Below are 25,357 nucleotides of genomic sequence, written 5' to 3' on the forward strand. Positions count from 1 at the left end.
GTTAAATTTAATTTATACTCCATTTCTATTATATACATAAGCAAAGACCAAGGATGAACCTACTATCCATGCAAAAATCACAAATATATTATAACCTGAACCTTCAAGTATATTTTTGCCATCAAAAACTTTTTTAAGAATTATCATTGAATTGTAATTTGGCAGCAAAGTGGCAATTTTATAAAAAGTTTTATTTAATCCTGAAAGCAAAGGTATCATAAATAAAAACATGCATAGAGGGGTACCAATAGTCCCTGTTGCCATTTGATTTTTAGATATAATTCCAATTACAGCTCCAATTTCTACCATACTAATTAAAACTACAATCGTTATAATAAAATACATTAACAAATACTGCAGCTGAATTTCCAACATAAAAAATATAGCTATATTTACAATCATTGAAATGAAAATAGTTATAAGTGCCTTTCCAATTAAAAATTCTGCAGGAGAAAGCGAAGTTAACATAAGAGTCTTCAATGTATTTTTTTCCTTTTCCTCTGCTATTAACATGGCCATTATAAGTGTGGCCACCATAACCAAATTCATATTAAGTATCGTATTTAAAATATACATTTTACCTTGTTGTGAATTCATTATATTCCCAAATATCTTTAAATATATAACACAAAATATTACTGGAAGTGCAGCCATAAAAAGTACATTTATATTTTTAGGCAGTTCCTTTAACTCCTTGTTAAATAATGCATTTACTCTTCTCATTGAAAATTCCATTATAATTCCCTCCCTGTAATATCTAAAAATATTTCTTCAAGATTTGGCTCCATTGAATGAATGGATAAAATCTTTCCATCTTCCATCCAATTTTTAATTTTAATTGCTCCATCTCCATTATTCTTCACGGTTACTTCTTCGTTATTTCTTAAAACAACTTTGATATTGTCTTTTGCATATTTTAACTTTAATTTTTCAGGAACTCCTATATCAACTATCTCTCCTTCATTTAAGAAAGCTACTCTATGACACAGCTTGTCAGCTTCATACATATTATGAGTAGTTAAAAATATAGTTGTCCCTTCTCTATTAAGCTCAAGAAGTAATTTGTGAACTTCTAAAGCCGTGCCAGGATCTAAAGATGATGTAGGTTCATCAAGAAATAACAATTTAGGGTTGTGAATTACTGCCCTTGCTATCATAAGTCTTTGTTTCATTCCTTTAGATAGTTTCTTCACATCCCTTTTTCTATACTCTGTCATTTTCACTTTTTCAAGTATTTCATCTACATTTTTCTTTTTTACCCCATTTATCTTTGCAAATAGCATCAAATTATCATCAACTGTAAGTCTTTCGTATAACCCACTGTTATCTGAAAGCACTCCTATATTTTTAAAAATATCTTTTTTTTGTGAACGCAAACTTTTATCAAATATTTTCACATCGCCGCCTGTTGGCATTAATTGGCAGGTGAGTATCTTAATTGTAGTAGTTTTTCCAGCTCCACTTGGTCCTAAAAATCCAAATATTTCTCCTTCTTTAACATCCAGAGTTAAATCTTTAATTGCTGCATTTTCCCCAAAATCTTTTCTAAGATTTTTAATAGAAATAACATTTTCCATATTTAAAAACTCCTTTCAGTTTTACTATGGTTAATTATTATACAAATGCTGCTATTAAACCATAAAATCAACATGAAAAGAGTAATACAACTTATGAATGCTGCTTTTTTAAAACTGAATTTTCACATTTTGAGTTAAAAGTATCATATATTTAGAATATCTTTTAACTCTTTCATTCTCCCTTTTGAAAGTGGAATAGAACTTTTACTTTTATCATCAAGACTTAAACTATAACTATTTCTTGTCCACATCACAACTTCACGTACCCTTTGAAGATTTACCAAATAAGATCTATGACATCTAAAAAATCCGAAATGCTTTAGCCTTTTTTCCAGGTCTGTAAGTGGCATCATGCATGGAAACTTTTCTCCTTTTATGTTTAAGTTACTTACACCCTGTTCACTTTCTACATAATCTATTTCCATAGGATCAAAGAGAATCATTCTTTCATCAATTTTAGCAGGAATCTTTTCAATTTTATATACTGACTCATCTCCACTATCTGATTCTTCCTGGCTGTTTTCCTCTCCCTGTATTTCTTTTAATCCATTTTCATCTACGCTATAGGATTTTCCACCAAGGAGTAGTATATCTTTAAAAGATACAGAAGTATTGACTACAATTGCACCACCTAAAATCAATTGATCCATACTTTGTATTATAAGTTTTGCATCATATCTGTCCATATTAAGTATAGGTTCTTGAAATATTAGAAACTTAGGTTCTTTAAGCAATTCCCTTGCAAAGCTAAGTCTCCTTTTTTGAGAATAAGTAAGCTTGTTTATTTTAGTATTTTCAATATCTATAAGAGCAAGCTTTACCATTATTTCCTTATAATTAACTTTAGAATTGGCCATATTCTTATAAAATTTCATATAGGATTTTACAGTCATATTTTCATAAAAACCTTCTTTTCTAAATACAACGCCTATGTATTTCATATTTTTTCTTATATAAGTTTTGTTATCTTCTCCATGAATATATATCTTCCCCTTAGTAGGCACCTCTTTGTCTAAAATAAGATCAATCAATAAATCACTTATTTGATCACTACACTCTATATTTATCAAATTACCCTTCGTAACTTTAAATGTTATATTATTTATTACAATATCGCCTTTTACCTTATATAACTCACTTATTTCCAGCAAAACTAACCATCCTTGTACGATATATTTAGATTAGTAAAGTCAACCTATAAAACTCTTTTAAAACATTTCCAAATATCACAGTACAATTATAAATTAAGCTTGATTTCAACTCAACATTTATTTGACCTATATCCAAAATTTTACCTTCACTTAATTTTAAAAAAATGTATAATATAATTATTGCTTAAAGAAAGGAATTGACATAATTGGACAACAAAAGTTTTTTTACAAATAAAAAAGTAGTAATACTACTTGCATCTTTTTGCTGCATACTATGGGGAAGTGCTTACCCTGGAGTTAAAAGTGGGTATGCCCTTTTTAAGATAGGCTCAAAAGATATATTTTCAGAATTGTCTTTTGCCGGCTACAGATTCATACTTGCAGGATTAATGGTTTTAATAGCAGCCCTATTTTCTTCTAAAAACATATTTTCAATAACTAAAAAAAATGTCAAACAGATTATCCTACTTGGTTTGACTCAAACTACTCTTGAATACATATTTTTCTATATTGGACTTGCTAATACCACGGGATCAAAAGGCTCTATAATGAATTCTACTGGCACATTCTTCAGTGTAGTGCTGGCCCATTTTTTGTATAAAAATGATAGGATAAATACTAAAAAAGCCCTAGGCTGCATACTTGGTTTTATTGGTGTGCTAATTGTAAATTTCAGCAGTGAACTTTTGAGTTTTAGCTTTAAATTTACAGGTGAAGGTTTTATTATATTATCTGCTTTTGTATTTTCTGCATCTTCAATTTACGGAAAACAAATCTGCAAAAATATAGATTCAGTGCTTGTAACAGGGTACCAACTCCTTATAGGAGGTTTAGCTCTTTTAGCTCTTGGAATTTTCAATAAAGGCTACGTGACAAACTTTACAATTGGTTCTACTGCTATTTTATTATATTTAGCAATACTGTCAGCTGCTGCCTTTTCAATTTGGACAGTGCTATTAAAATATAATAAGGTTGGCTTTATTTCCATGTTTAATTTTGTAATTCCTGTAGCAGGTACCATTCTATCTTCTATATTTTTAGGCGAAAATATCTTTAATCTTGAAAACATTGCAGCTCTTGTGCTTGTATGTATAGGAATTTTTATAGTAAATAGGGATTCAAAATAATAAAATTATTTTGAATCCGGTTCTACATGTATAATTGCATGTTTGATTTTAAATTCTCTATTTAACATTTCTTCTATTTCTTCTGTGATTTCATGACTTTTAACTACAGTAAGCTTAGAATTAACTCCTATTACAATATCAATCAAAATATTATTACCATGAACACGTGCTTTCGTCCCTTTAACGCAGCTCACACCATCAATTTCCTTTATCTTAGAAACTATACTATCTAACTGTTTGCTATCAAAGCCATCTGCTAAATTATGCGCTGCTTCCTTAAAGATTTCTCCACCTGTTTTACAAATTAAAATTCCTACTAGCACTGCTGCCAGTGGATCTATCCATGGAAATCCAAATTGAGAAGCTATAATTCCAGCAGCAGTACCCATGCCCACCCATGCATCTGAGAGGTTATCTTTTGCAGCAGCCATCAGTGCAGAGCTGTTGATTCTAAGTGCCACCCTTTTATTATATACATAAACTGCATATATAAGTATTGCACAAATAATAGCAACCACTGCTGAAATCATATCTGGTGCCTTGTTCTTTAAAAAAATAGTGGAGTACACTGCATTGTAAATTACATCTAAACCTACGCCTATCATTATGATAGAAGCAACAAGTGAGGATATAGTCTGTGCTCTCAAGTGACCATAAGCATGATCGTCATCTGCAGGTTTTTTAGATATTTTGAGTCCTATAATAATAGCAAGTGATGCAATTATATCCGTGGAATTATTTATTCCATTAGCTATAAGTGCTTTAGAGTGATAAAAATAACCTAAAGTTAGTGTAATCATTGATAAAATTATATAAGCTATAATACTAATACGCGCTCCATTTTCTGCAATTTTAAGATTTTTATAATCTTCATCCATACTTTTCTCCTTAAAATAGAAATTATATTTTGCACAGTAGCTCTTTAAAGTTTTTATAGTTAGTTTTGACACCTTTATCTAAATTTATTTCTATTTTTGTAGAATCCATGTATTTCATCATTTCATCATACTTTTCCAGTTCATCTATTTTTTTAAGAAGTACTAAAAGCTCTTTTTTCATTTTCTTTTTTTTCGAACATCCACAATCTTCTTCCATTACATTAAAGAACTCCTTCCTTTTTTTATACAATATACTTTTAAGCTTTCTTATATAAATTGTGCTTATTTTATATAAAGTATCTTTATCATATCTGTGCATATAAACCAGGCAATTAAATGTCTTTTCCTTGCCAGATGTAAACATCCAATATATAGGTCTCTTTTTATACATCTTTACATGATCTTTAAAGAAATCACATGTAAAGTACCTCCTTATAGCGTCTTCATTTGTTTCATGCTTCTTTTTTCCAAGGGCTTTTACAATAAATTGAAGATTTTCTGATAGATTTTTTTCTCCAAAAGTAACGCTTACAAATTTTACAAATTTATCTACTATATCATCTTCAAAATAGTGTTCTGAAAGTACAGGAATTATATTATCCTTATCGGGTGAAAAAGTAGAGTAACCCCACGTATCGCTTTTTTGATTTTTAACCTCCCATTTTCCATTTTCAAGTTTCCATTTATCATAAAAATTTCCTCCAGCATATACAATTCCATCTACATCTAAAGAATATCTGCCAAACATACATCCCACAGCATAAGAAATAAAACCCCTTATATCTCTTGATAAATCTGCTTTTCTAATAGTTATTTCCTCATCTGGTACTTCTGGCGTCAATTCATTTTTAAGTCCATAAATTTCTATAAAAATGCTGTTTAATTCTTCTTCATTAAATCTTAATCTAGTAAACTGTTTATCAGTGAATATTTCCCAAGTATTAAATGCATCTGACAAATGAGTAGTATTTTTTTGATTTTCATTGCTTTCTACTGATAACTGTTCACTATCAACTATCAATTTTCCACTCTCAACTGACAAAAGAGGATGCCTTGTAAAATTCCAGGAAATTTCAAAAAAGTCCCAATCCAATTTAGATATAACTATGCACTCCTTACAGAGTGAATCTATTTTTTTTCTGACAATTATTTTATTGTTCATATATATAGGAATTTGCTTAACAGTTCCTGCAGTTAAATTTAATGTTGGAGATATAAATTCAAAAATATTCCTCATTATTTTAGTATTAAAAAAAGCCAGTATATAATTGTAATCAAGCTTATTTTTTACAAATATAGAGTCTGCAGATTGGTCAAAAATAAAGCCTTTGTTTAACACCCTTATAGTATTATTTCCTGAAGTTATCCTTTTCCAGCTTATACCTCTTTTAAAATAAAATCTCTCATTTCTTATAACGGCACCTTTTTCTTCTTTCAACTTTTCTCCATTGTGTTTCCAGTAAACTACTTCCGAAATATTTCCATACCATTTTCGGGCGTCTCCTCCCATTTGATAGGGTATCCAATATTTATTTTCATTATTTTTACCTGTGAAATTAATAGTTTCATATTCCACCTCAAACCACTGTCTTACATATTTATCATTATTTCCGGTCTGCATACCAGTACAGGGGAATGAAACATCAGCTATAACTTTTGCTTCATTTAATACTTGAATTTCACTATCTGTAAGCCAGTAACCAAATCTATTTTGTGGAATGTTATTCATTTTACCTTGCTTTACTTCATACCTGTAACCCACAGCTGGATTATTTATTGCCTCCTTAACCTTCTCTGGCTGGATGAAAACTCCCTTAAAGCGTGACAGTTTAATATAATTTTCTTTAATTTGTGCATTATAATTTCTTAAAGTGAACGTACAGATTGGAACTGTTGCTTCTTCAAATGCAGAATACTCCAGCTGTATTAAATTATTTATGTTTTTATCATCTACTATAATTTTCCTCAGCTTTTTATAAGACTGTATGAACATCCACACAAAAGGTGTCATAAACCCCAATTGACCGCTCACCTTAACTTTTGAAAAACTATATACCATAAATGCAGAAAATATATCTGACTTTCCTTCTGGATACTTCTCTCCAATATATTTAGCCAAAAGTGGATTTAAATATTTGTTTCCTATATAAGGTGGATTTGCTACCAAAATATCATAAGGTTTAAGCATTATTTCACTCTGCTTTATAAGCTGCAGCATAAGTATTAAAACCTTTTTTCTCCTGCTTTCTTCAATCACATTATTAGAAATTCCGTCCCTTATATACTCTAGTCTATTCTTAAAAAATTGCATATTGAATTTATCTAATTGTAAAAGGGAACCATATATTTTTGCATTCTTAAAATTTTCTATGAAAGACTTTGTTCTGTTATAATTTTCTCCTGAATTTTCTCCAGCTATATAAGCTATGTCTTTATCGTCAAGGCTATTAGTCTCTTGTATAGATACTATGTTAAACCTTATAGACTTTTTATTTGTGTTATTAAGTAACTCTTTATCATACCTCATCCCCCTCATTATAATTGAAAAACGTGCAAGCTGACATGCCCTATCATCTATGTCCAGCCCATAAAGATTATTTTCTATTATAAGAGTTGGTATATTTACCTTTTTATATCCACATTTTACATATATATCATATAACAGATCAAACATATATATAAGTATGTGCCCCGAACCGCAAGCAGGATCAAAACATTTTATTTGTTCAACCTTCAATTTTTTATCTATATAAGGTTTCAGTTTATGACCTATATCCTCTTTTTTCTCTGAATTTTCTATATAAAATTCCCACTTTTCCTTTAAATCATTGTGCTCTGGATGTAACTCTATCCAGTATCGTCCCAGAGAATTTTGAACCATATATTTTACTATCCAATCTGGTGTAAACAGCTGTGTTGCACAGGGAATTTCTTCTTTAGTATACTTCTTTTTTGACTTTATTATCCTATTTTTTTCTTCAATTTCATAGTATTCGTAAAGCCATCCTATAATTTCTATGTTCCTCCAATCGTTTTCAGATATAATATTCTTATCTAATAGATTTTTTATAAAAGAACCTTCTTTTATGAGTTTATGTGGAAAGAGTAATTCTACATAGTTTTTATTCTTTTTAAACACAGAAGGCAGTATTTTATTTAAACTGTTCCATTCAGTTATTATTATATGCTTAAATAATTCATCTACATTTTCATTTAATTTCATTTCATCAATTTTTTCACTATCCATATTAAATTTCAAATCATTTGCTTTTGCTAATATATTTATTTCAATGTCAGCTGGATTAAAACAAGATAATACTCCTATTTTTGTAGGAATATAATGATTCACTTCCATAAATCTGATTGAAATAAATCTATTAAACCAAATATATGCGGTTTCTTCAATGATTTTGTTATAAGCATTATTATCTTTTTCATTTAAGCTTTCAATTTTACCCTTTCCCATATCATATAATGATGCTTTAATTTTTACTTTAAGTTCTTTTCTACTTTGAATGGCAAAATTTTTTATTATACTTTTGTTCACTTTTGCACTTCCTAACTTAATGCATTTTCAAAAAATAACTAGTGAGTATGCTAATCTATTTTCTTTCAAACGCCTAAATAAAATTTCTATAAAAAAACACTATTAAAATCATTATATCAAATGATTTTAATAGTGTTTTTAAATTACTGTCTATAAATTACTCTTTTTTATCAGAGTCAAATGTATCTTTAATAGAATCCAATACTGATTTTACAGTCTTATTAGCCAGTTCTTCTATTTCATCCATTACTTCATCTTTACTTTTTATTCTACTTATATATATATCCAATTCTTCTTTTGCAAAATTTCTTACGGTTTTTAAAACCATATATTCTTCGTTACCTTCTTTAGGAATTATAGTATCCCCGCTTTGTATATTTGTAAATATAGGATTATCTGAAGTTATCTGACTTTTCAATTCTTTTTTATTTTCTCCATTTCCATCTAAAACAGCATAAAAATTTATAACAGTTTCCATTAATGTTCATCTCCATATTTTCAAATTGTTTCACTATATTATAATATTGTTTTAGATGAAAAAATGTTACTTTTCCTTACCTTTGTTCAGTTTAATTAAAAACGCAGTTATAACTGCTGTTATAGGTACTGCAAATATAAGACCTATACTTCCTGCCAGAGCTTTTAAAACTTCAGAGGCAATAACATCCTGATCCAAAGCTGTAGAAATAGATGTACTATAAGAGTAAGATGAAATCATAATCATTATGTACATGGCCCCTCCTACATAAGCAAGTATCAAAGTATTGGCCATAGTACCCATAATATCTTTTCCCACATTCATACCGGATTTCACAAGTTCCTTCATAGTCATATCAGGTTTTACTTCTTTTATTTCCATTATAGAGGAAGCTATAGACATACTTACATCCATAACTGCTCCAAGCGCTCCCATGATTATTCCTGCAAACAGCAAACCTGAAAAATTAAAATTAGCATTTTGTGAGGTATATATAATAGACTGCATTTGATCATCAGTAAGTCCATTTAACATCATTATAGAGTTCGAAAAGAAAGCTATAGCCCCTGCAATAAGCACTCCACCAGAGGTTCCTATAATAGCAGCAAGTGTTTTTTCATTTTTACCACTTATTATAAGTAGGTTCACTACGGTTACAAAAATACATACTGCAATAGATACTGCCATTGGGTTGAATCCTTGTAGTATAAGTGGTATAAGTACTTTTATTACCACAATTCCAGTTATGGCTAAAGTTATCACAGATTTAAAGCCTTTTAAGCCACCTATAGCTATAAGTAATATAATTAAAAATGCAGCCAAGCCATATAGATATTTATACCTTACTATCTCATAAATATAAGCTTTTTTCACATTGTTTTTTGAGTCATATTGTATATTGACTAATACTTCATCTCCTACTTTTGCAAAACTCTGTGTACTGCTTCCTTCATCTTTGATTTGACCACCTGCAAAATTTTGAACTGTAATAACTTTGCCTTTAAGACTTCCCGATATAATCTTTACATCTGCATTGGAAAATCTTTGGGAATTCTTGTCTCCACCTGCATGTATTTTAATAACTTTGCCATGAACTGGTTTGTTATCGGTATCTGAAGTTCCGCTTGCCATAACTTTTTCAGAAAACATACCTACAGTCATTACAATAAAAGCCAACAAACTAATTACAATAATCTTGCTTACTTTTTTCACTTTAACTCATCCTTCCGTCATAGACCCCCTCTAATATTTAACTTACTGTCCTTCTACTTTAATCTTTATGCTATCATTTTCTATATCTATGACGCTAACGGTATCCTTAATTTTATTGTCAAAGAGCACTTTATCTACAAAATAAGGCTTTATTTCCTGCTTTACTATCCTCATTATCTCTCTTGCACCATATTCTAATGACACGCCTTTTTTTGCCAGCCATTTATAGCAATTATCTGTAACTCTTATCTTTATATTCTTAGTCAAAAGTTGCTTTTCAAATTCACCCATGGCTTTTTGTGCTACACGATATGCCATCTGTTCATTCATTCCATTAAAAAATATTATTTCATCCAATCTATTTCTGAATTCTGGAGAAAATACTCTATTTACTTCCTGGGAAATTGCATCATCTTTTACAATTCTATTTCCAAATCCCATAAGTGACTTTCCTAAATATCTTGCTCCTGCATTTGAAGTCATTATAAGTATTACATTTTTAAAATCAGTTTTTCTTCCAGTATTATCTGTAAGAGTAGCATAATCCATAAGCTGCAGCATTATATTAAGTACATCTGGGTGTGCCTTCTCTATTTCGTCTAAAAGCAGTACACAGTAAGGAGTTTTCCTTATAGTATCTGTTAAAAGTCCACCTTCTTCATATCCTACATATCCTGGCGGCGATCCAATAAGCCTTGCCACTGTATGCTTTTCCTGGTACTCACTCATGTCAAACCTTATTAGTGGAATATTTAAAGCATTTGACAGCTGTTTACTTATTTCCGTTTTTCCCACGCCTGTTGGGCCTACAAAAAGGAGGTTTGCCACAGTTTTGTTGTCTTCATTAAATCCAGCTCTAGACCTTTTAATTGCCCTTACTACAGCCTTAACAGCCTCATCCTGCCCGAATATCTTTTCCTTAAGAATCTTATCTAAATTCTTAAGAACTTTTGTCTCATCCTGTGACAACGTTCTCTCTGGTATTTTTGCCATAGATGAAATTGTCTTTTCTATATGTTTCTTTTCAATAACTATTTGTTCTTCATCTTTTCCATGAAGCCTTGCATAGGCACCAGTTTCATCTATTACGTCTATAGCTTTGTCTGGCAAATACCTATCATTTATATATTTTATAGATAAATCTACTGCTGCTTTTAAAGCTTCATCTTCATAAACCACATTGTGAAATTTTTCATACTGTCCTTTTATTCCTAAAAGTATATTATAAGTATCTTCTGCCGTAGGCTCCGGTACTTCTATTTTTTGAAATCTTCTAGCAAGAGCTCTATCCTTTTCAAATACCTTTTTGTATTCGTCGTAAGTAGTAGAACCTATAAATCTAATTCTCCCACTAGTCAAAAAAGGCTTTAAAATATTTGCAGCATCAAGAGATCCACCAGATACAGACCCTGCCCCTATTATAGTGTGTATTTCATCTATATATACTATAGCCTTATCTTCCTTTTCTATTTTCTTCAATATATTTTTTATTCTCTCTTCGAAATCTCCCCTGTACTTGGTACCTGCTAAAATAGATCCCATATCCAAGGAATATATCTTACTGTCTTTTAAATTTTTAGGCACTTTGCCATCTGCAATTAAGCTCGCCAGGCCTTCTGTAATGGCTGTCTTTCCAACCCCTGGATCTCCTACATGAATTGGATTATTTTTGTTTCTTCTTGAAAGCACCTGAATTGTTCTACTGAGTATATCATCTCTGCCAATCAAAGGATCTATTTCACCATTTCTTGCCTTTTCAGTAAGTTCTACTGAGAAATCTGCTATTTGAAAAAATAAGGGCATATCCTGTTCGTCAGATGAGTATATAGCATCATCTTCAATATTATAATTAAACATATTTGCTGGAGTTCCATGAGTTATATAATTTAATATATCTATTCTCTTTATCCCTTGTTTTTTTAGAAAAAAACTGGCAAAACTCTGTTCTTCGTCATATATGGATATAAAAATATCTCCTAATTTTATTATTTCCTTTTCAGCTGCTAAAACATGTTCGCCTGCAGAAGTTAATATATTTTGCAAACTTACAGTTTCCAGCGGCTCTTTTTTTTCTGTAACTTGTATATTATCACTAAAATACTGCAGCAAATCATTTTTTATATCCTGTACACTTCCGCCGCATCCTTCTACTATTTCCATTCCCTCCGGAAAAAATAAGGCAGCATATAATAAATGTTCTGGTGTAAAATATTCATGCTTACAATACTTTGCTTCATTGTAAGCTGCAGTCATAATTTCATTTACTATTCTATCTAGTTTCATAATTATTCCTCTTCCATACTAAATTTTAGTGGGAACCCACTGCTCTCCGCCATCTTTACAGCTTGCATTATTTTAGTAGCAGCAATATCATAAACATATACGCCCGCTACTCCTATACCTCTTCTATGTACATCATACATTATTTTGGTAGCTTCTACAGCACTTTTTTCAAATATTTTCATTAAAACTTCAACTACAAATTCCATAGTAGTATAGTCATCATTGTGTATAATGACTTTATACATAGAAGGTGGTTTAATTTTCAATTGAGGACTTTGCTTTAAAACAGTTTTTTGCGTCATTTTAACAACTCCATAGGTGTAAGGCATTTTCAAAGAAATAACCAGTTAGTATACTAGCCTATTTCTTTCAAATGTCTAAATATATAATACATAAAATCATTTTAACATAATTTAATTTCAAAGTGTACAATAATGAATTGATATTACTGGAAAAGTAGATCACGGAAGCTTCAATTATACACATTTGGAAAGTAATTAATTGTATGCATGTAAAAAAACATCCCTATAAAAAGGATGTTTTTACATACCATTTTTTACTTTACAGGATAATAACTTCCCATATCAATATTCATAAGTTTCAAAGATGAATCCTTGTATTTATAAGATCCCCTCGCCCATCCAATTACATCTGCATGACAGCTTCCTGATATATCCTCATAAACCTTTAATTCATACACTCCATCACCATCTATGTCAGACACTGTAAATCTTGGTCCATGACCTACGTATGGATCTAAACTTTCTCCATCCTTTTTAATATTTTGTATGCCTTCATCTCCTGTCAAATCCACAGAACAAGTCTTATCAAGAGATTTTGAATACATTTTAAATGTATCATATCCATCAAGGTTAAAAGAAAGATCACTCTCAGGAAAAGGATTTAAAGAATTTTCAGCACCATATTTTCCAAGTTGAACAAATTTATTATCTTTTAAAGTTTCTATATCACAAGTTTGTATACTACTATTTCCCCCATTTTCAACTACTGCTGTAATATCTGGGATTCCATCTCCATTTATGTCTGCAAGCACGATATCACCTTTTCCAGATGAAAAATCTTTAATAGTCTTGGAATCAATTATTTTTCCATCTGAAGCATCCTGCACATATAATATTGGACTTAAATCATCACCTTTACAAGCTAGTATAACATTCTCAGGTTTTCCATCATTATTTACATCAGCAGTTTTAAAATCAATTATTTTATTTTCTTGAAAATCTCCATCAAGATCTAATTTAACGCCGTTAAAACTATTTTCTATAGAAGAATTTACAGAACCTTGTCCACCCAAAATATATAGGCTTGTGTATTTTGAATCATCTATATATTTTTTTTGTACATTTGCATCTACTCCATCAGTTAAGATTATAGGTGCATTTAATTTTGAAGCAAGTGCACTACCAGATAAAGCATCTGGGAAATTTTCACCATTGGCTAAAATTACGCTTTTAGAATCCAAATTGAAATAGTTAGCTATTTTAATTGAGGTTTCATACCTATTACTGCCGCTAATTCTAACTAAATCATCACTTTTTATATAAGCCATAGCATTTTTAATCTGATCTTCAACTTGACTATCCAATGCACCTGTTCCACCAACTATATAGATCTTAGATGGATTTATAGAAGTTATCTTCTGAATTATACTATCTGGAATAGAATTAGATAAACTCATAAATATAGGATATCCTTTAGAAGCTGCTACACTTGATATACTAAGTGCATCTGGAAAATTCAATCCATTTACAAGCACTACAGGAGTACCTTTTGAAGGATTTATTTCATCAACTATGGAATTGTTGGTTTCAAATCTATTCTTTCCTCCAAGTCTTTTTATATTGTTAAAACCTAATTGATTCAAGCAGCTTATAACCTGTGGACTTACAGATGCATCTCCTCCTAAAACATATATAGTTCCATCTTTAGATACATAATTTTCTATATAACTTAAAGAGTCATCCTCGGAAGGATCATTAACATCATCCATAAGTAAAATAGGTGCATTTAATTTTTTTGAAAGTACAGAACCTGCAAGAGCATCCGGGAAATCTTTTCCTGATGCCAATATAACATTTTTTACTTCCTTTGAATCAAATTGTCTGCTTATATTTGCAGAGGTTTCATACCTGTTAACACCATATATTCTAGAAATATTGTAATACTTTCCACTGTCTGCAAAAACATTATGAAAAGATGATGCTATAATGGCACAGGTTAAAGCCATAGTTACTTTAATAAATTTTTTGTTCATACTACTGGTCCCCTTTTGTATAATCTAAGTAAAAATGTATGTATTATTTATCTCCTCATATAGAAGAGTCCCTAGTTTGAAAGTTAACTTATACAATATATTATAATGCATACATAAATCCAATTGTATTCTACTATGAAGCTAAATTAATTGTCAAATAAATGAATAATTTACTAAGTATATCTTCGTATAAAAGTATAAAACTAATATTAAAATGGAGGTGTTACTTTATGAGTAGAAGACCTTTAGTTCCAGAAGCAAAGCCAAAACTGGATAAATTAAAAACAAAGTATTCAAACGAATTTGGCATGGAATTTAACGACAGCTATAAGGGAAACAAGACTTCAAAATTAAATGGCCATAATGGCGGACTGGTTGGCGGCTTAATGACTAAAAAAATGGTAGAAGAATTTGAAAAAAATCTAATAGATAAGTAATTGTAAAAAAACAGTTAGTATCCTTAGAGGTACTAACTGTTTTTTTACTATCATATTTTCTAAAGTTTAAATTTAGTAACTTCTTTTTCCATATCATTTGTCATATCTGCCAAAGTATGTGCTGTTGCTGATACTTCCTCAGTGGATGCATTCATTTCCTCAGACGATGCTGCTATTTCCTGAGACGAAGCTGAAACTTCTTCTGCAACAGAAGATATTTCTTCAATCTTGCCAAGTATATCGGACTTTTCATTGTCAATGTTTGCTGTTAAACCAGTAACTATATTAATTTTGGAACCCATTTGAGTTATTTCATTGACTATGAGCTTGAATGAATCAATTGTAGTATTTACAATTGAAATTTGTGAATTTAACTCACTTTTTATTTTTCCTGATGATTTTACCATTATGTTTGAATCATCTGATACATTACTTATCAATGTGCTTATATTTTTTGAAGATTCCGTTGTTTGCTCTGCCAATTCCCTAATTTCTTCCGCAACTACTGAAAAACCTTTACCTGCCTCTCCTGCCCTTGCTGCTTCAATTGCTGCGTTTAATGCAAGAAGATTGGTCTGCTCTGCTATACTATTAATTAGACTTGTTATTTCATCTATTTGTTTTATATTTTGACCAAGGGTAGTAGTCTTTGATATAAAATCATTAAAAGAATCACTTAACTTATTCATAGACTGGGCAAGTTGTTCCATTTCAGTATTACTTTTTGCAGACATAGTATTTATACCCTTTGCATTAGAGTCAACTTCTTTTATAGAATTAATGATTTCAACTAGTTCGCTTCCAAATTTATTTAGTATATCTGTAATGTTTACTAAATTTTCTGCCTGGGAACTTGCACCCTTTGCAACATCCTGCATTGACGTTGCAACATCACTTGATGAAGCTGATATTTCTCCTGATATTGAAGATAAATTGTCCGCATGACTGTTAATTTCTGAAGAGTTTGTTCTAATAGTCTTTATCATACTTATAATTGATTCCTGCATTATTTTTACAGCTCTTGCTAGATTACCAGTTTCATCCTTAAATTCCAAATATTTAGGACTTATCTCTGAACTCAAGTCACCAGAAGATATCATCTCTAAATATTTAATTGCTGCAATAATATTTTTAATAAAATTTTGTGAAAACATAAATATAAAGATCAAGCCTAAAATTATAAAAGCTATAGATGCTGCACCAACCCATAATTTTAAAGTGCTTTCATAACTTAATACTTCGGCTTTTGGTGAAGTAACTCCAATGGACCAATTAGTACCATTAACAGGTGCATATCCTAAATATTTTCTTACACCACCATAAGTATATTCTCCAACTCCAGATTCACCATTCATCATTTTTTTCTCAATATCCGCAAGAGGCTTTAATTTGGCATCTTTTTTAGCGTTTTCATTAATATTGTCTCCTTTTAAAACCATTTGCTCATTTACGTTGGCAACTGCCGTACCTTGCTTATTTATCATAAATGCTTGTCCGCTTTTTCCAAAGGTAATATCTTTTGTTATATCATTTAATGTCTTACCATTCCTTGCTGCAGTAATTACACCAACAACTTGATCTCCATTTTTTATAGGTGCTGCATATACTATAACCATAGCATTTTGTGTTTTACTTAAAACAGGATCAGATACATTTTTTTCACCTGCCAGAGCCTTTTTAAAGTAATCTCTATTTTTTATATTAGCTGTTTTACCATTAGTATTTACAGCATTTCCATTTTTATCTACAATATTCATCTCAATATGCCCACTTCTTTTTACTTCTGCATCTAATATAATCTTTTTATTCTCCCATGAATTGTTCATATCACTTATCTGTGTTTCGCTAGCTATAGCCTCTAAAGCATTCAGCTGGCTTTCCACCCTGCTATTAACAGTTTTTGCAGACTCTTTTGCTATTTGAGGTAGAACTTCATTTACATTGCCAATTAAAGCTTTTGACGAAGTATAATATGAAATTATTCCCAGGCCTATACATATAATTGCAAGTAAGAATCCCATGTACAACATTAACTTAGCTTTAATACTTTTCATTTTGCATCCTCCTTTTTTGATAACCTTTACAAGAGTGAGCTATATAATACACTTCTTATATTAAGAATAACATAATTTGATAAGTTTTTAACATAATTATAAAAATTTTCTTTATTTATGGTATTAATTGTTGATTCGTCAATAATAATTTTATTATCTAAAAAATATAGAATAATTACAATACTTATATTAGTGAATTTATTATTCATGTATACCTTATAATATTAAAAATTAGAGGAAGATATGTTGATAGTAATGGTTATTTCTTAATGTTAGAATTCCAAGAATTTTATCCGCATTAATGATTGGATCAGGTTTGTCTGTTGCTGGAGCTACCTATCAAGGTTTATTTAGAAATCCTATGGTATCACCAGATATACTTGGTGCTTCTGCTGGTGCTGGATTTGGTGCAGCTTTCGGTATTCTTATGTCATTTAATCCTTTTGGTATACAGATTTCAGCATTTTTATTTGGGCTTGCAGCAGTAACATTAACATATTTAATAAGTGTGATTATAGCAAGAGGCACTAATGTTTCAAAATTAAGGATAATTATTATCCTTTCTTCAACTCTAATTACAGCTTCAGTTGTATCCATTGGTGGTATGATTGGATGGATAGGACTTATAATACCACATATAGCTAGAATAATTGTAGGACCTAACTTTAAAAGATTATTGCCTGCATCCATATTCATTGGAGGTACATTTTTGTGGGATAGATATGGTGCAGAGGAAGCTCTTCAAATTCAGTTGGCAGCTAAAACATTGCATCCCTATAAATTCCAAAATATTGATATAAAACAAGAAGCAAAGAATTTTTATAAAACATTTTTCAATTATAACTTAACTGACGATGAAGTTAATAGAATTTTAGATGGGAAATCTCTAGATTAGAGATTAAAGCAAAATTTTTTGTAAACTTAAAACTATTTCAATGAAATATTGATATTGTCTTTATTTAGGACTATGATTATGTAATAATAATTATATTTTAAAATTGAAAGGAGATATTACATATGAAAAAAGTAATATTGTTAAGCGGAAGTCCAAATCCAGAAGGCAACACTGTGCAAGTGCTTAAAGAATGTGCAAAAGTCATAGAGCAAAATGGTGTTTCAGCTGAAGTTGTGTCCTTAGCTGGAATGACTTTAAAAGATTCCATGAACCCTCAAGGAGGCTATAATGATGGATTTGATGAAATAATTGAAAAAATAAAGGGTGCTAAGGGACTCATTGTAGCATCACCTGTTTATTGGGGAACTGCAAGAGCAGAGCTTATGACAGCACTTCAAAGAATAGCTATGGCATCTATGAAAGGTGGAAATTTCTTATCCAGAATGGTAGGAGGACCTATTGCTGTTGCAAGGCGTGCTGGCCAGACATCATCAATACAGGAAATGCTTATGTTCTATCTCTACAATGACATGATTATACCAGGCTCAACATACTGGAATGTAGTCTTCGGACAAAAACCTGGTGAAGCTTTAAAGGATGAAGAAGGAATGAGAACAGTAAAGAGATTTTCTGAAAATATAGCTTATTTGGTAAATAAACTGGATTAGTCCTATAGGAAACGAGCATGGATTTTTGTGCAGCAAGCACAGTCTATGCTCATTTTCCATTTTAATAACTATATCGTTACATCTTCTCCTGCTTTATTTCCTACAATAATAAGACATATTGCCATAATAATTAATCCTGTAAGTGGTATATTCCAGGAATGAAATAAATCAAATACACCTCCAATTATAAAAGGTCCGATAGCTGCTAGGGTATAACCTAATGATTGTGCCATTCCTGATAATTTTGCTGCCTCTCCTGCCCCACTGCTTCTAAGTCCAATAAAGGACATTGCAAGGCTAATGCAACCTCCTGAACATAAACCGCACAAAAGAACAGAAACTACAATAATCATAGTACTGTTTGCGATCAAGAACATGAATATACTAACTGCATAAATGCAGGAAATGGTACCTGTTACCAGCTTCTGATTTTTTCTTCTTACTGCTAGTAAAGGAACAGCAAAAGATGCAGGAATCGCAATTATTTGATAAGCCGAAGCATAATATCCTGCAATCTCAACGTTAATTCCTTTTGCCTGTAAAATCGTAGGAAGCCAGGCCACAAAACAATAATACAAAAGTGATTGTATCCCCATATACAAAGCAACATACCATGCAATAGGTGACTTGTACACATTTTTCTTGAGACTATCATCTTGAAATTGATTTTTGCCTTTCAATTGTAAATTCCACTGGAAAAGCCATATTATCATAGTAACAATTACAAGTACAAGCCAAATTGCCAGGGCATTTTTCCAACCTAAGCCTGGATCTTTTGAAAGTGGCACACTAATTCCAGAAGATATACCTGCAAAAATAGACATTGAGGTGGTAAAGACACCTGTTATCATTCCAATTTTTAAGGGAAACTCAGATTTTATAATACTTGGAATCATTACATTACCCACTGCTATTCCTATACCAATAATGGCTGTTCCAATAAATAAACCAGCTGTCCCTGCAAAAGAACGAATCACAATTCCAGCTGTCATAAAAATTAATGCATAGAACATAAGGTGTCCTGAACCATATTTCTTACTTAGCTTACTTACAAAAGGTGATACAACAGCAAATGCAATCAAAGGAATGGTTGCAATAATTCCTGATGAACTTGCCGAAAGATTTAACTGTGCTTTTATTATACTGATAAGCGAACCAACTCCAGTAATAGGTGATCGCAGATTAAATGCCATAAATATAATTGCAATAATTAATAAAGTTTTATTTTTTCCATTCATTTTAAACTTCTCCTTATCGTATTTTTAACTGTGAAAAGAGTATTAATTATTCTTTTTTATATTCTAATAAATCTGCAGGCTGACAGCTGAGTTCACGACAAATTGCCTCAAGTGTTGAAAACCTTATTGCCTTTGCTTTGTTATTCTTGAGTATTGACAAATTGGCATTGGTAATTCCTACCCTATTTGCAAGTTCTGAAAGGGAAATTTTATTTTTTGCCATCACTACATCTAAATTAACTATAATTGCCATAATCTATCCCACCTAAATAGTCAAATCATTTTCATTTTTTATTTTTACTGCTTTCCTGAGCACTTCCCCAATGACTAGAGAAATACATGCTATTATTATAAATATAAAAATATCTATGTCAAGATTTCCATCATTATCAAATCTAAATAACATTCCATAATGCCCATTTACTATATAATTTATTTGACGTACAATACCCCATAGAAAAACATAAACACCTGTTTTAGTAAATCCATTTGCATTTTCAATAATAAATATCTTATCTTTCCTAATTCTTTCAATTATATTTTTCAGCTCATAAATTATAAAACTAACCATCAATACATTCAGCTCTGAAAAAATACAATATTTTATAGTAATATACAATTTTGTATGAGCGTATACAGGTAATGTTACTAATAAAGGAAATGGGAAAAAACAAATTAAACAAATCAAACTCATTACAAATGCTATGTTTAGAATTACATTTAAAAAGCTTATTATAAAGTTTTTTTCTCCATTAAATCTAACAATAAGTTTTTCCATTAAATTTATTCTTTTACAAAACATATTATATTCATCCCTCCAATTATCATATATTTCTTAAATTACACAGTCTATTCTTCTCCTGTCTGTTCAATTACTTTTACTTCTCTATTAAGCTCTTGAATTACTATAGAAGCCTGTTTTTTAAAAACATCTGTCTTGTATACAGTACCTATACAGCCTTTTTCATAGTTAATTCTCTTTTTAATATAAAAAGTCATTCCCTTTGGATACACCAGTTTCTTATTGTGGACTTTAAGCAGACTAATTTTTGCAGTTTCAGGAAAAAACACCTTTTTATATCCTGCTTGTTCAAGCTTCGGCTGTTCAAGTGTTACATGTGCACTACCCATCAATATCAACACTTTTTTATGGGAAGGAATTTCTTTTAGTATATTCTTATTTATGTATTCATCTCTTGTAGGATTAGTTGAATTTGGAACATTTTTACCAGAATCTGACCACCAATCTACACCTTTTACTACAATACCAAGCTTATTTGCTATTAAATGAGAATAGAGCATCTCACCTGGTCCATCTGCAAAATTACCACTTTCTAGTTGTTCAGGTCTACTTTCAATCAAAAGTAAATCTGGTCTTAAATTTTCAATAACTGATTTTAAATTCAAATAGGAATAAGGTTTTGAATTTAACGTCATGTTATGATAGGTTCCTAAAAAATAAATTTCTTCACTACCTTTTGCATATTCTCTAAAATAAAAGTCTCTTGAAAAAAAACACATAATATAATCTGGTATAATCATAAATATTACAAGTACTATACAAATTATTGCTAATACACAGTTTCTAAATATTTTGATATACTTTCTCCCCATTATTCATACTACCCCCTTTGTATGAATCTTACATTTTATTGTATTATATATCAATTTTAATTGAATTTCAATAGTTTTTTATTGTTTTTCGATATAAAATTATCGTATTTTAATACATTCTTAATCATAGCATTGTAATAAAATAGATGAAAATTATAAGGGAATAGAGAAACTTGATGGGCAAAAATAATAAACCATATGGTGGAACTAATATCCATCATATGTTCTTAGTTAGTAACCAAAATAAAAAATTTATGAATTCAATTGGTTTATTGCCAATTTATTTAAATGTAATTTATTTTTTAAAATAATCACTGATATAACTCCAAATGTAAACATAGAAGTTGATAATTCAAAAGAATGCCCTATACGAACTGATACTGGCATATAAAAATTAGGAAATATTAATGGAGACGTTATTAATATACTAAAAATTAATCCTGTTGTTATATAAGTCAGCCAATTTTCAATACCTAATGAATAAATTATTATAACAGCTAAGATAGACCATAAAAATCCTCTAAATAACTGAAATAAAATTATCACTGGATCTTGGCTTGACATATGTGTGAAAAAATTCATGATATGTGTACTCCCAGTATAATAATATCTCAAATCGGCAAATTGCCATGCAACAAAATATCCAAATACAAAATAAATGATAACATAAACAATCGATAAGAGTATCATATTTGGAATTGCACTTATAATGATGGTTTTTATTTTAAGATTACTATATTGGAAATTTGTTTCTCCTTTAAATTTTCCAAGAATTAGAACTGCCAACAGCGAAAATACAAAGATGTGTATGGCACCCGAAGTAACATTTCTTATTAATTCTTCTAAAGGCATTTTTACAGCGCTATTGAAATACAAAGTTTCTATTTGAGTCATAAAATATTGTGTTCCCCAAAAAATGATAAAACTAACTGCTACAAGCTTATAACTTCTCAATCTGGATTTAACAATAAACAAGGTTAATATTATTGTATTTAGAATACAATAAATTAATACTGGTATAACTGTATTCTCTGTAGACTCAGGACCATGTTTAACTCCAATAAGAATAGACGAAACTGCCATACTTATAAACATTATTGTAATTAGCAAAATTACTTTTAGTAATAAAATTGTAACTTTTTTCATAATAGACCCATCCTCTCTTTATAAATATTTAACCATTGAATATCTACTTCAAAATGCATAATTGAAGCTTCCAAAAGTATATCCATAAATTTATTTCTTTTTGTCTTATTAATATTTTTTATATTATTAAATTCATTTAGTTGCTTTTCTATGATATCTATTTGTTTATCTATATACTTTTTTGCATCTTCATTTTGGATCTGTGTAAGAAACATCATTTTTAAATAAAATTCATCTTTGGTTTGTCTCATTACAACTGGTTCTGATAACCACTTATGCAGCTCATTTTTGCCTTTGTCTGCAATTGTATAAACAAATTTATCTGGTCTATTTTTTTGAGATATTTCCTGCTTCACTATTTCATTTTCATTTTCCATCTTTTTTAATAAAGTATAAAGTTGACCAATGTTTATGGACCAAATACAACTTACTGATTTTTCAAATTCCTTTTTTATTTCATAGCCATACATTGGCCTTTCATTAAGTAAACCTAATATAGCATGTTTTGTTGACATTAATAGTACCTCCTAAAAAATAAAATTATATATTATATGTCAATAAAAATATTGGAAATTTTAATTAATATCTACTGTGAATAAATTAACATTTACGCCCAAGTTATGATAAAATTATATATTATAATTTCAAAATAAATATAACTATAAATTAATACACTAGTATAAAGTTATTTATGATATACAAAGGAAGGTAATCTAATAATGTTTAAATCATCTACTCATAATGAAATAGTTAGTAGGTCTCTTAATAGGTGCATTAAATATCATATGGAAAAAGGTATCCCAAGGCCTAAACGAAATCTTAACCGTAAAGAATTGGACAACTTAATAAAAGAAAACAGCTATATTATGAAAATAGCAAGACCATTTATGGAAATACTTTATGATTTTCTAAATGGATCAGGTTTTTCATTATATCTTACAGACAAAAATGGAATTGTATTAACTATTATAGGTGACAAGGATATATTAATAGAGCAAGCAAAAGCTGGAATTGTAGAAGGTGCTGATATGAGTGAAAAAAGTGCTGGTACAAATGCAATAGGAACTGCTCTTTTTGAAAATTTGTCAGTTCAAGTTTCGGGCAAAGAACACTTTATAAATATTTTTCAGATTTGTACCTGCTCTGCATCTGTCATACATAACGAACAAGGAAATATAATCGGATGTCTAAATCTAACTGGAAAACGTCAATTGGCTCATCCCCATACATTAGGTCTTGTTGTAGCAGCAGTAAAATCCATTGAAAATCACTTAAAATTAAATAAATCTCAAAATGAATTATTTAAAGCCTACCAATACTTAAACAAAATCATGAATTCCATAGATTTTGGAATTTTAGCTGTAGATAATAATGGAATCATTAAAGCTATAAATAACAGTGCATGTAATATGCTTTGTATAAACCAAAAAGATATTATAGATAAAAATGCATATAAAGTTTTATATAATTGGCAATATATACTTAATGAACTTAAATCAGGAAACTCATATGAAGATAAAGAAATTTTATATTCGGATAAAAGAAGAAGATTTAATTTAAATGTATATCCTATAAGGGATAAAAGTAATACCGTAACTGGTATGGTAGTTACATTTAAAGACATACAAAATGTATACAACTTGGTTAACAAATACACAAGTGGATCTGCTACTTACACATTTGATGATATAATTGGCAGCAGTGAAAAAATGATAGATTTAAAAAAACAGTTAAAAAGTATATCTAACAGTCCTTCCACTGTACTAATTCAAGGCGAAAGCGGTACAGGGAAAGAACTTATTGCCCAGTCCATCCACAATGACAGCAGCAGAAAAAACAACAGTTTTATAGCAATAAATTGCGGTGCCATACCCAAAAATTTAATAGAAAGTGAATTATTTGGATATGAAGATGGATCATTCACAGGTGCAAAACATGGAGGTCGTGCAGGAAAATTTGAACTTGCAAATGATGGTACTTTATTTTTAGACGAAATTGGGGAAATGCCTTTAGATATGCAAGTAAATCTTTTAAGAGTTCTTCAGGAAAACTGTATCACAAGAATAGGCGGAAACAGATGTGTAAAAATAGATATAAGAATCATTGCAGCTACTAATAAAAATTTGAGGGAAGAAATACATAAAGGAACTTTTCGTGAAGATTTATACTATAGACTAAATGTAATACCTATATATGTACCACCACTGCGGGAAAGAGATATGGATATTAAAATACTAATAGACTATTTTTTAAAAATAAAAGCTTTTAAACTTAAAAAACCTATTCCAATAGTAAGACCTGATATATATCAAAAGCTCTTAAATTATAATTGGCCCGGAAATGTGAGAGAATTGGAAAATTGTATTGAAAATATCGTAAATATGAATGGAAATACATCTTTCAACTTCGAAAATAGTATTTCAGCAAATAAGCAAACTAATCCTTGTACTACAAAATTTAAATATGATATGTATTCATTAAAAGATTTGGAAAAAGAAGCAATAATAAATTGTATGAGTAATTGTAATGGTAACATTGCAAAAGCTTCTAAAATTCTGGGAATAAATAGAAGTACTTTGTATACAAAGATAAAAAAATATCAAATTAATTTTTCTTAAAGTGTATGTAAACACAACTTTGTCGTAAAAAGCAACATTATTTTCTTAAAAAATGTTGCTTTTTACAGCATTTTTCAATTATCTATATTAACTTTATAAAGTCTCCGCCCCCTAAATTCAACCTTTTCATGATAAAAAATATACTGGCACAACATTTGC

21 protein-coding genes and 1 pseudogene are annotated in these 25,357 nt (G+C 29.9%); 5 read left to right on the top strand and 17 right to left on the bottom strand.

Annotated features, from left to right (window positions below; translation table 11 throughout):
* Positions 1-12: 12 nt before the first annotated feature.
* The 3 genes from WY13_RS15120 to WY13_RS15130 form a co-directional block, all read right to left on the bottom strand.
* Complete coding sequence (locus WY13_RS15120) at positions 13-735, bottom strand: ABC transporter permease (protein WP_063556441.1); 723 nt, start codon at positions 733-735, stop codon at positions 13-15.
* Entirely contained in the window at positions 735-1,577 is an 843-nt protein-coding gene (locus tag WY13_RS15125; RefSeq protein ID WP_063556442.1) for an ABC transporter ATP-binding protein, read from the bottom strand. Before WY13_RS15125 ends, WY13_RS15120 begins: the two co-directional genes overlap by 1 nt.
* Positions 1,578-1,720: 143 nt before the next feature.
* Positions 1,721-2,728: a LytTR family transcriptional regulator DNA-binding domain-containing protein gene (locus WY13_RS15130; RefSeq protein WP_063556443.1), complete on the bottom strand. Its 1,008-nt coding sequence runs from the start codon at positions 2,726-2,728 to the stop codon at positions 1,721-1,723.
* Positions 2,729-2,934: 206 nt separating this feature from the next.
* Here WY13_RS15130 and WY13_RS15135 point away from each other — a divergent pair, with 206 nt between their 5' ends.
* On the top strand, positions 2,935-3,855 hold the full coding sequence (locus WY13_RS15135; RefSeq protein WP_063556444.1) for a DMT family transporter: 921 nt from the start codon (positions 2,935-2,937) through the stop codon (positions 3,853-3,855).
* A gap of 5 nt (positions 3,856-3,860) precedes the next feature.
* On the opposite strand, the gene WY13_RS15140 is transcribed toward WY13_RS15135, so the two are convergent.
* The 7 genes from WY13_RS15140 to WY13_RS15170 form a co-directional block, all read right to left on the bottom strand.
* Entirely contained in the window at positions 3,861-4,733 is an 873-nt protein-coding gene (locus WY13_RS15140; protein ID WP_063556445.1) for a cation diffusion facilitator family transporter, read from the bottom strand.
* Positions 4,734-4,755: 22 nt separating this feature from the next.
* Complete coding sequence (gene pglX, locus WY13_RS15145; RefSeq protein WP_063556446.1) at positions 4,756-8,280, bottom strand: BREX-1 system adenine-specific DNA-methyltransferase PglX; 3,525 nt, start codon at positions 8,278-8,280, stop codon at positions 4,756-4,758.
* A 157-nt stretch (positions 8,281-8,437) separates the two neighbouring features.
* Positions 8,438-8,758: a hypothetical protein gene (locus tag WY13_RS15150; RefSeq protein WP_063556447.1), complete on the bottom strand. Its 321-nt coding sequence runs from the start codon at positions 8,756-8,758 to the stop codon at positions 8,438-8,440.
* Between the two features lie 66 nt (positions 8,759-8,824).
* Positions 8,825-9,919 carry a YibE/F family protein gene (locus WY13_RS15155; RefSeq protein WP_347459434.1) on the bottom strand — a complete coding sequence of 365 codons (1,095 nt, stop codon included), beginning with the start codon at positions 9,917-9,919 and terminating at the stop codon, positions 8,825-8,827.
* A 93-nt stretch (positions 9,920-10,012) separates the two neighbouring features.
* Positions 10,013-12,253 (bottom strand): ATP-dependent Clp protease ATP-binding subunit ClpA, encoded by a 2,241-nt coding sequence (gene clpA, locus WY13_RS15160; protein WP_063556448.1) that lies wholly within the window; start codon positions 12,251-12,253, stop codon positions 10,013-10,015.
* A 2-nt stretch (positions 12,254-12,255) separates the two neighbouring features.
* Positions 12,256-12,555: an ATP-dependent Clp protease adaptor ClpS gene (locus tag WY13_RS15165; RefSeq protein WP_063556449.1), complete on the bottom strand. Its 300-nt coding sequence runs from the start codon at positions 12,553-12,555 to the stop codon at positions 12,256-12,258.
* Between the two features lie 254 nt (positions 12,556-12,809).
* Positions 12,810-14,528 (bottom strand): cell wall-binding repeat-containing protein, encoded by a 1,719-nt coding sequence (locus WY13_RS15170; protein WP_063556450.1) that lies wholly within the window; start codon positions 14,526-14,528, stop codon positions 12,810-12,812.
* Positions 14,529-14,758: 230 nt separating this feature from the next.
* On the opposite strand from WY13_RS15170, the gene WY13_RS15175 reads away from it, so the two are divergent.
* Complete coding sequence (locus tag WY13_RS15175; RefSeq protein WP_063556451.1) at positions 14,759-14,965, top strand: alpha/beta-type small acid-soluble spore protein; 207 nt, start codon at positions 14,759-14,761, stop codon at positions 14,963-14,965.
* Between the two features lie 59 nt (positions 14,966-15,024).
* Here WY13_RS15175 and WY13_RS15180 read toward each other — a convergent pair whose 3' ends face one another.
* Positions 15,025-17,019, bottom strand: coding sequence for a methyl-accepting chemotaxis protein (locus WY13_RS15180; RefSeq protein WP_063556452.1), 1,995 nt, complete (start codon positions 17,017-17,019; stop codon positions 15,025-15,027).
* Positions 17,020-17,278: 259 nt separating this feature from the next.
* On the opposite strand from WY13_RS15180, the pseudogene WY13_RS15185 reads away from it, so the two are divergent.
* Positions 17,279-17,731: pseudogene (locus WY13_RS15185) on the top strand (iron chelate uptake ABC transporter family permease subunit); the annotation flags it as partial.
* Between the two features lie 305 nt (positions 17,732-18,036).
* The gene (locus tag WY13_RS15190; protein WP_013239126.1) at positions 18,037-18,582 is read left to right on the top strand and encodes a flavodoxin family protein; all 546 of its coding nucleotides are present in this window, start codon (positions 18,037-18,039) and stop codon (positions 18,580-18,582) included.
* A 68-nt stretch (positions 18,583-18,650) separates the two neighbouring features.
* Here WY13_RS15190 and WY13_RS15195 read toward each other — a convergent pair whose 3' ends face one another.
* The 6 genes from WY13_RS15195 to WY13_RS15220 all read right to left on the bottom strand — a co-directional run bounded on the left by WY13_RS15195 (position 18,651) and on the right by WY13_RS15220 (position 23,095).
* A complete protein-coding gene (locus tag WY13_RS15195; RefSeq protein WP_063556454.1) occupies positions 18,651-19,820 on the bottom strand; it encodes a CynX/NimT family MFS transporter in 1,170 nt (389 codons plus the stop codon).
* Between the two features lie 46 nt (positions 19,821-19,866).
* Positions 19,867-20,073 (bottom strand): helix-turn-helix domain-containing protein, encoded by a 207-nt coding sequence (locus WY13_RS15200; protein ID WP_063556455.1) that lies wholly within the window; start codon positions 20,071-20,073, stop codon positions 19,867-19,869.
* 12 nt (positions 20,074-20,085) lie between these two features.
* A complete protein-coding gene (locus tag WY13_RS15205; protein WP_063556456.1) occupies positions 20,086-20,622 on the bottom strand; it encodes a DUF2975 domain-containing protein in 537 nt (178 codons plus the stop codon).
* Between the two features lie 47 nt (positions 20,623-20,669).
* Positions 20,670-21,434: a hypothetical protein gene (locus WY13_RS15210; RefSeq protein ID WP_063556457.1), complete on the bottom strand. Its 765-nt coding sequence runs from the start codon at positions 21,432-21,434 to the stop codon at positions 20,670-20,672.
* Between the two features lie 252 nt (positions 21,435-21,686).
* The gene (locus tag WY13_RS15215; RefSeq protein WP_063556458.1) at positions 21,687-22,580 is read right to left on the bottom strand and encodes a hypothetical protein; all 894 of its coding nucleotides are present in this window, start codon (positions 22,578-22,580) and stop codon (positions 21,687-21,689) included.
* Entirely contained in the window at positions 22,577-23,095 is a 519-nt protein-coding gene (locus tag WY13_RS15220) for a PadR family transcriptional regulator (protein ID WP_063556459.1), read from the bottom strand. Before WY13_RS15220 ends, WY13_RS15215 begins: the two co-directional genes overlap by 4 nt.
* Positions 23,096-23,299: 204 nt before the next feature.
* Here WY13_RS15220 and WY13_RS15225 point away from each other — a divergent pair, with 204 nt between their 5' ends.
* Positions 23,300-25,198 (top strand): sigma-54-dependent Fis family transcriptional regulator, encoded by a 1,899-nt coding sequence (locus WY13_RS15225; RefSeq protein ID WP_063556460.1) that lies wholly within the window; start codon positions 23,300-23,302, stop codon positions 25,196-25,198.
* The last annotated feature ends 159 nt before the right edge of the window (positions 25,199-25,357 follow it).

It is taken from the genome of Clostridium ljungdahlii, from assembly GCF_001636845.1.
Classification (GTDB): domain Bacteria; phylum Bacillota; class Clostridia; order Clostridiales; family Clostridiaceae; genus Clostridium_B; species Clostridium_B ljungdahlii_A.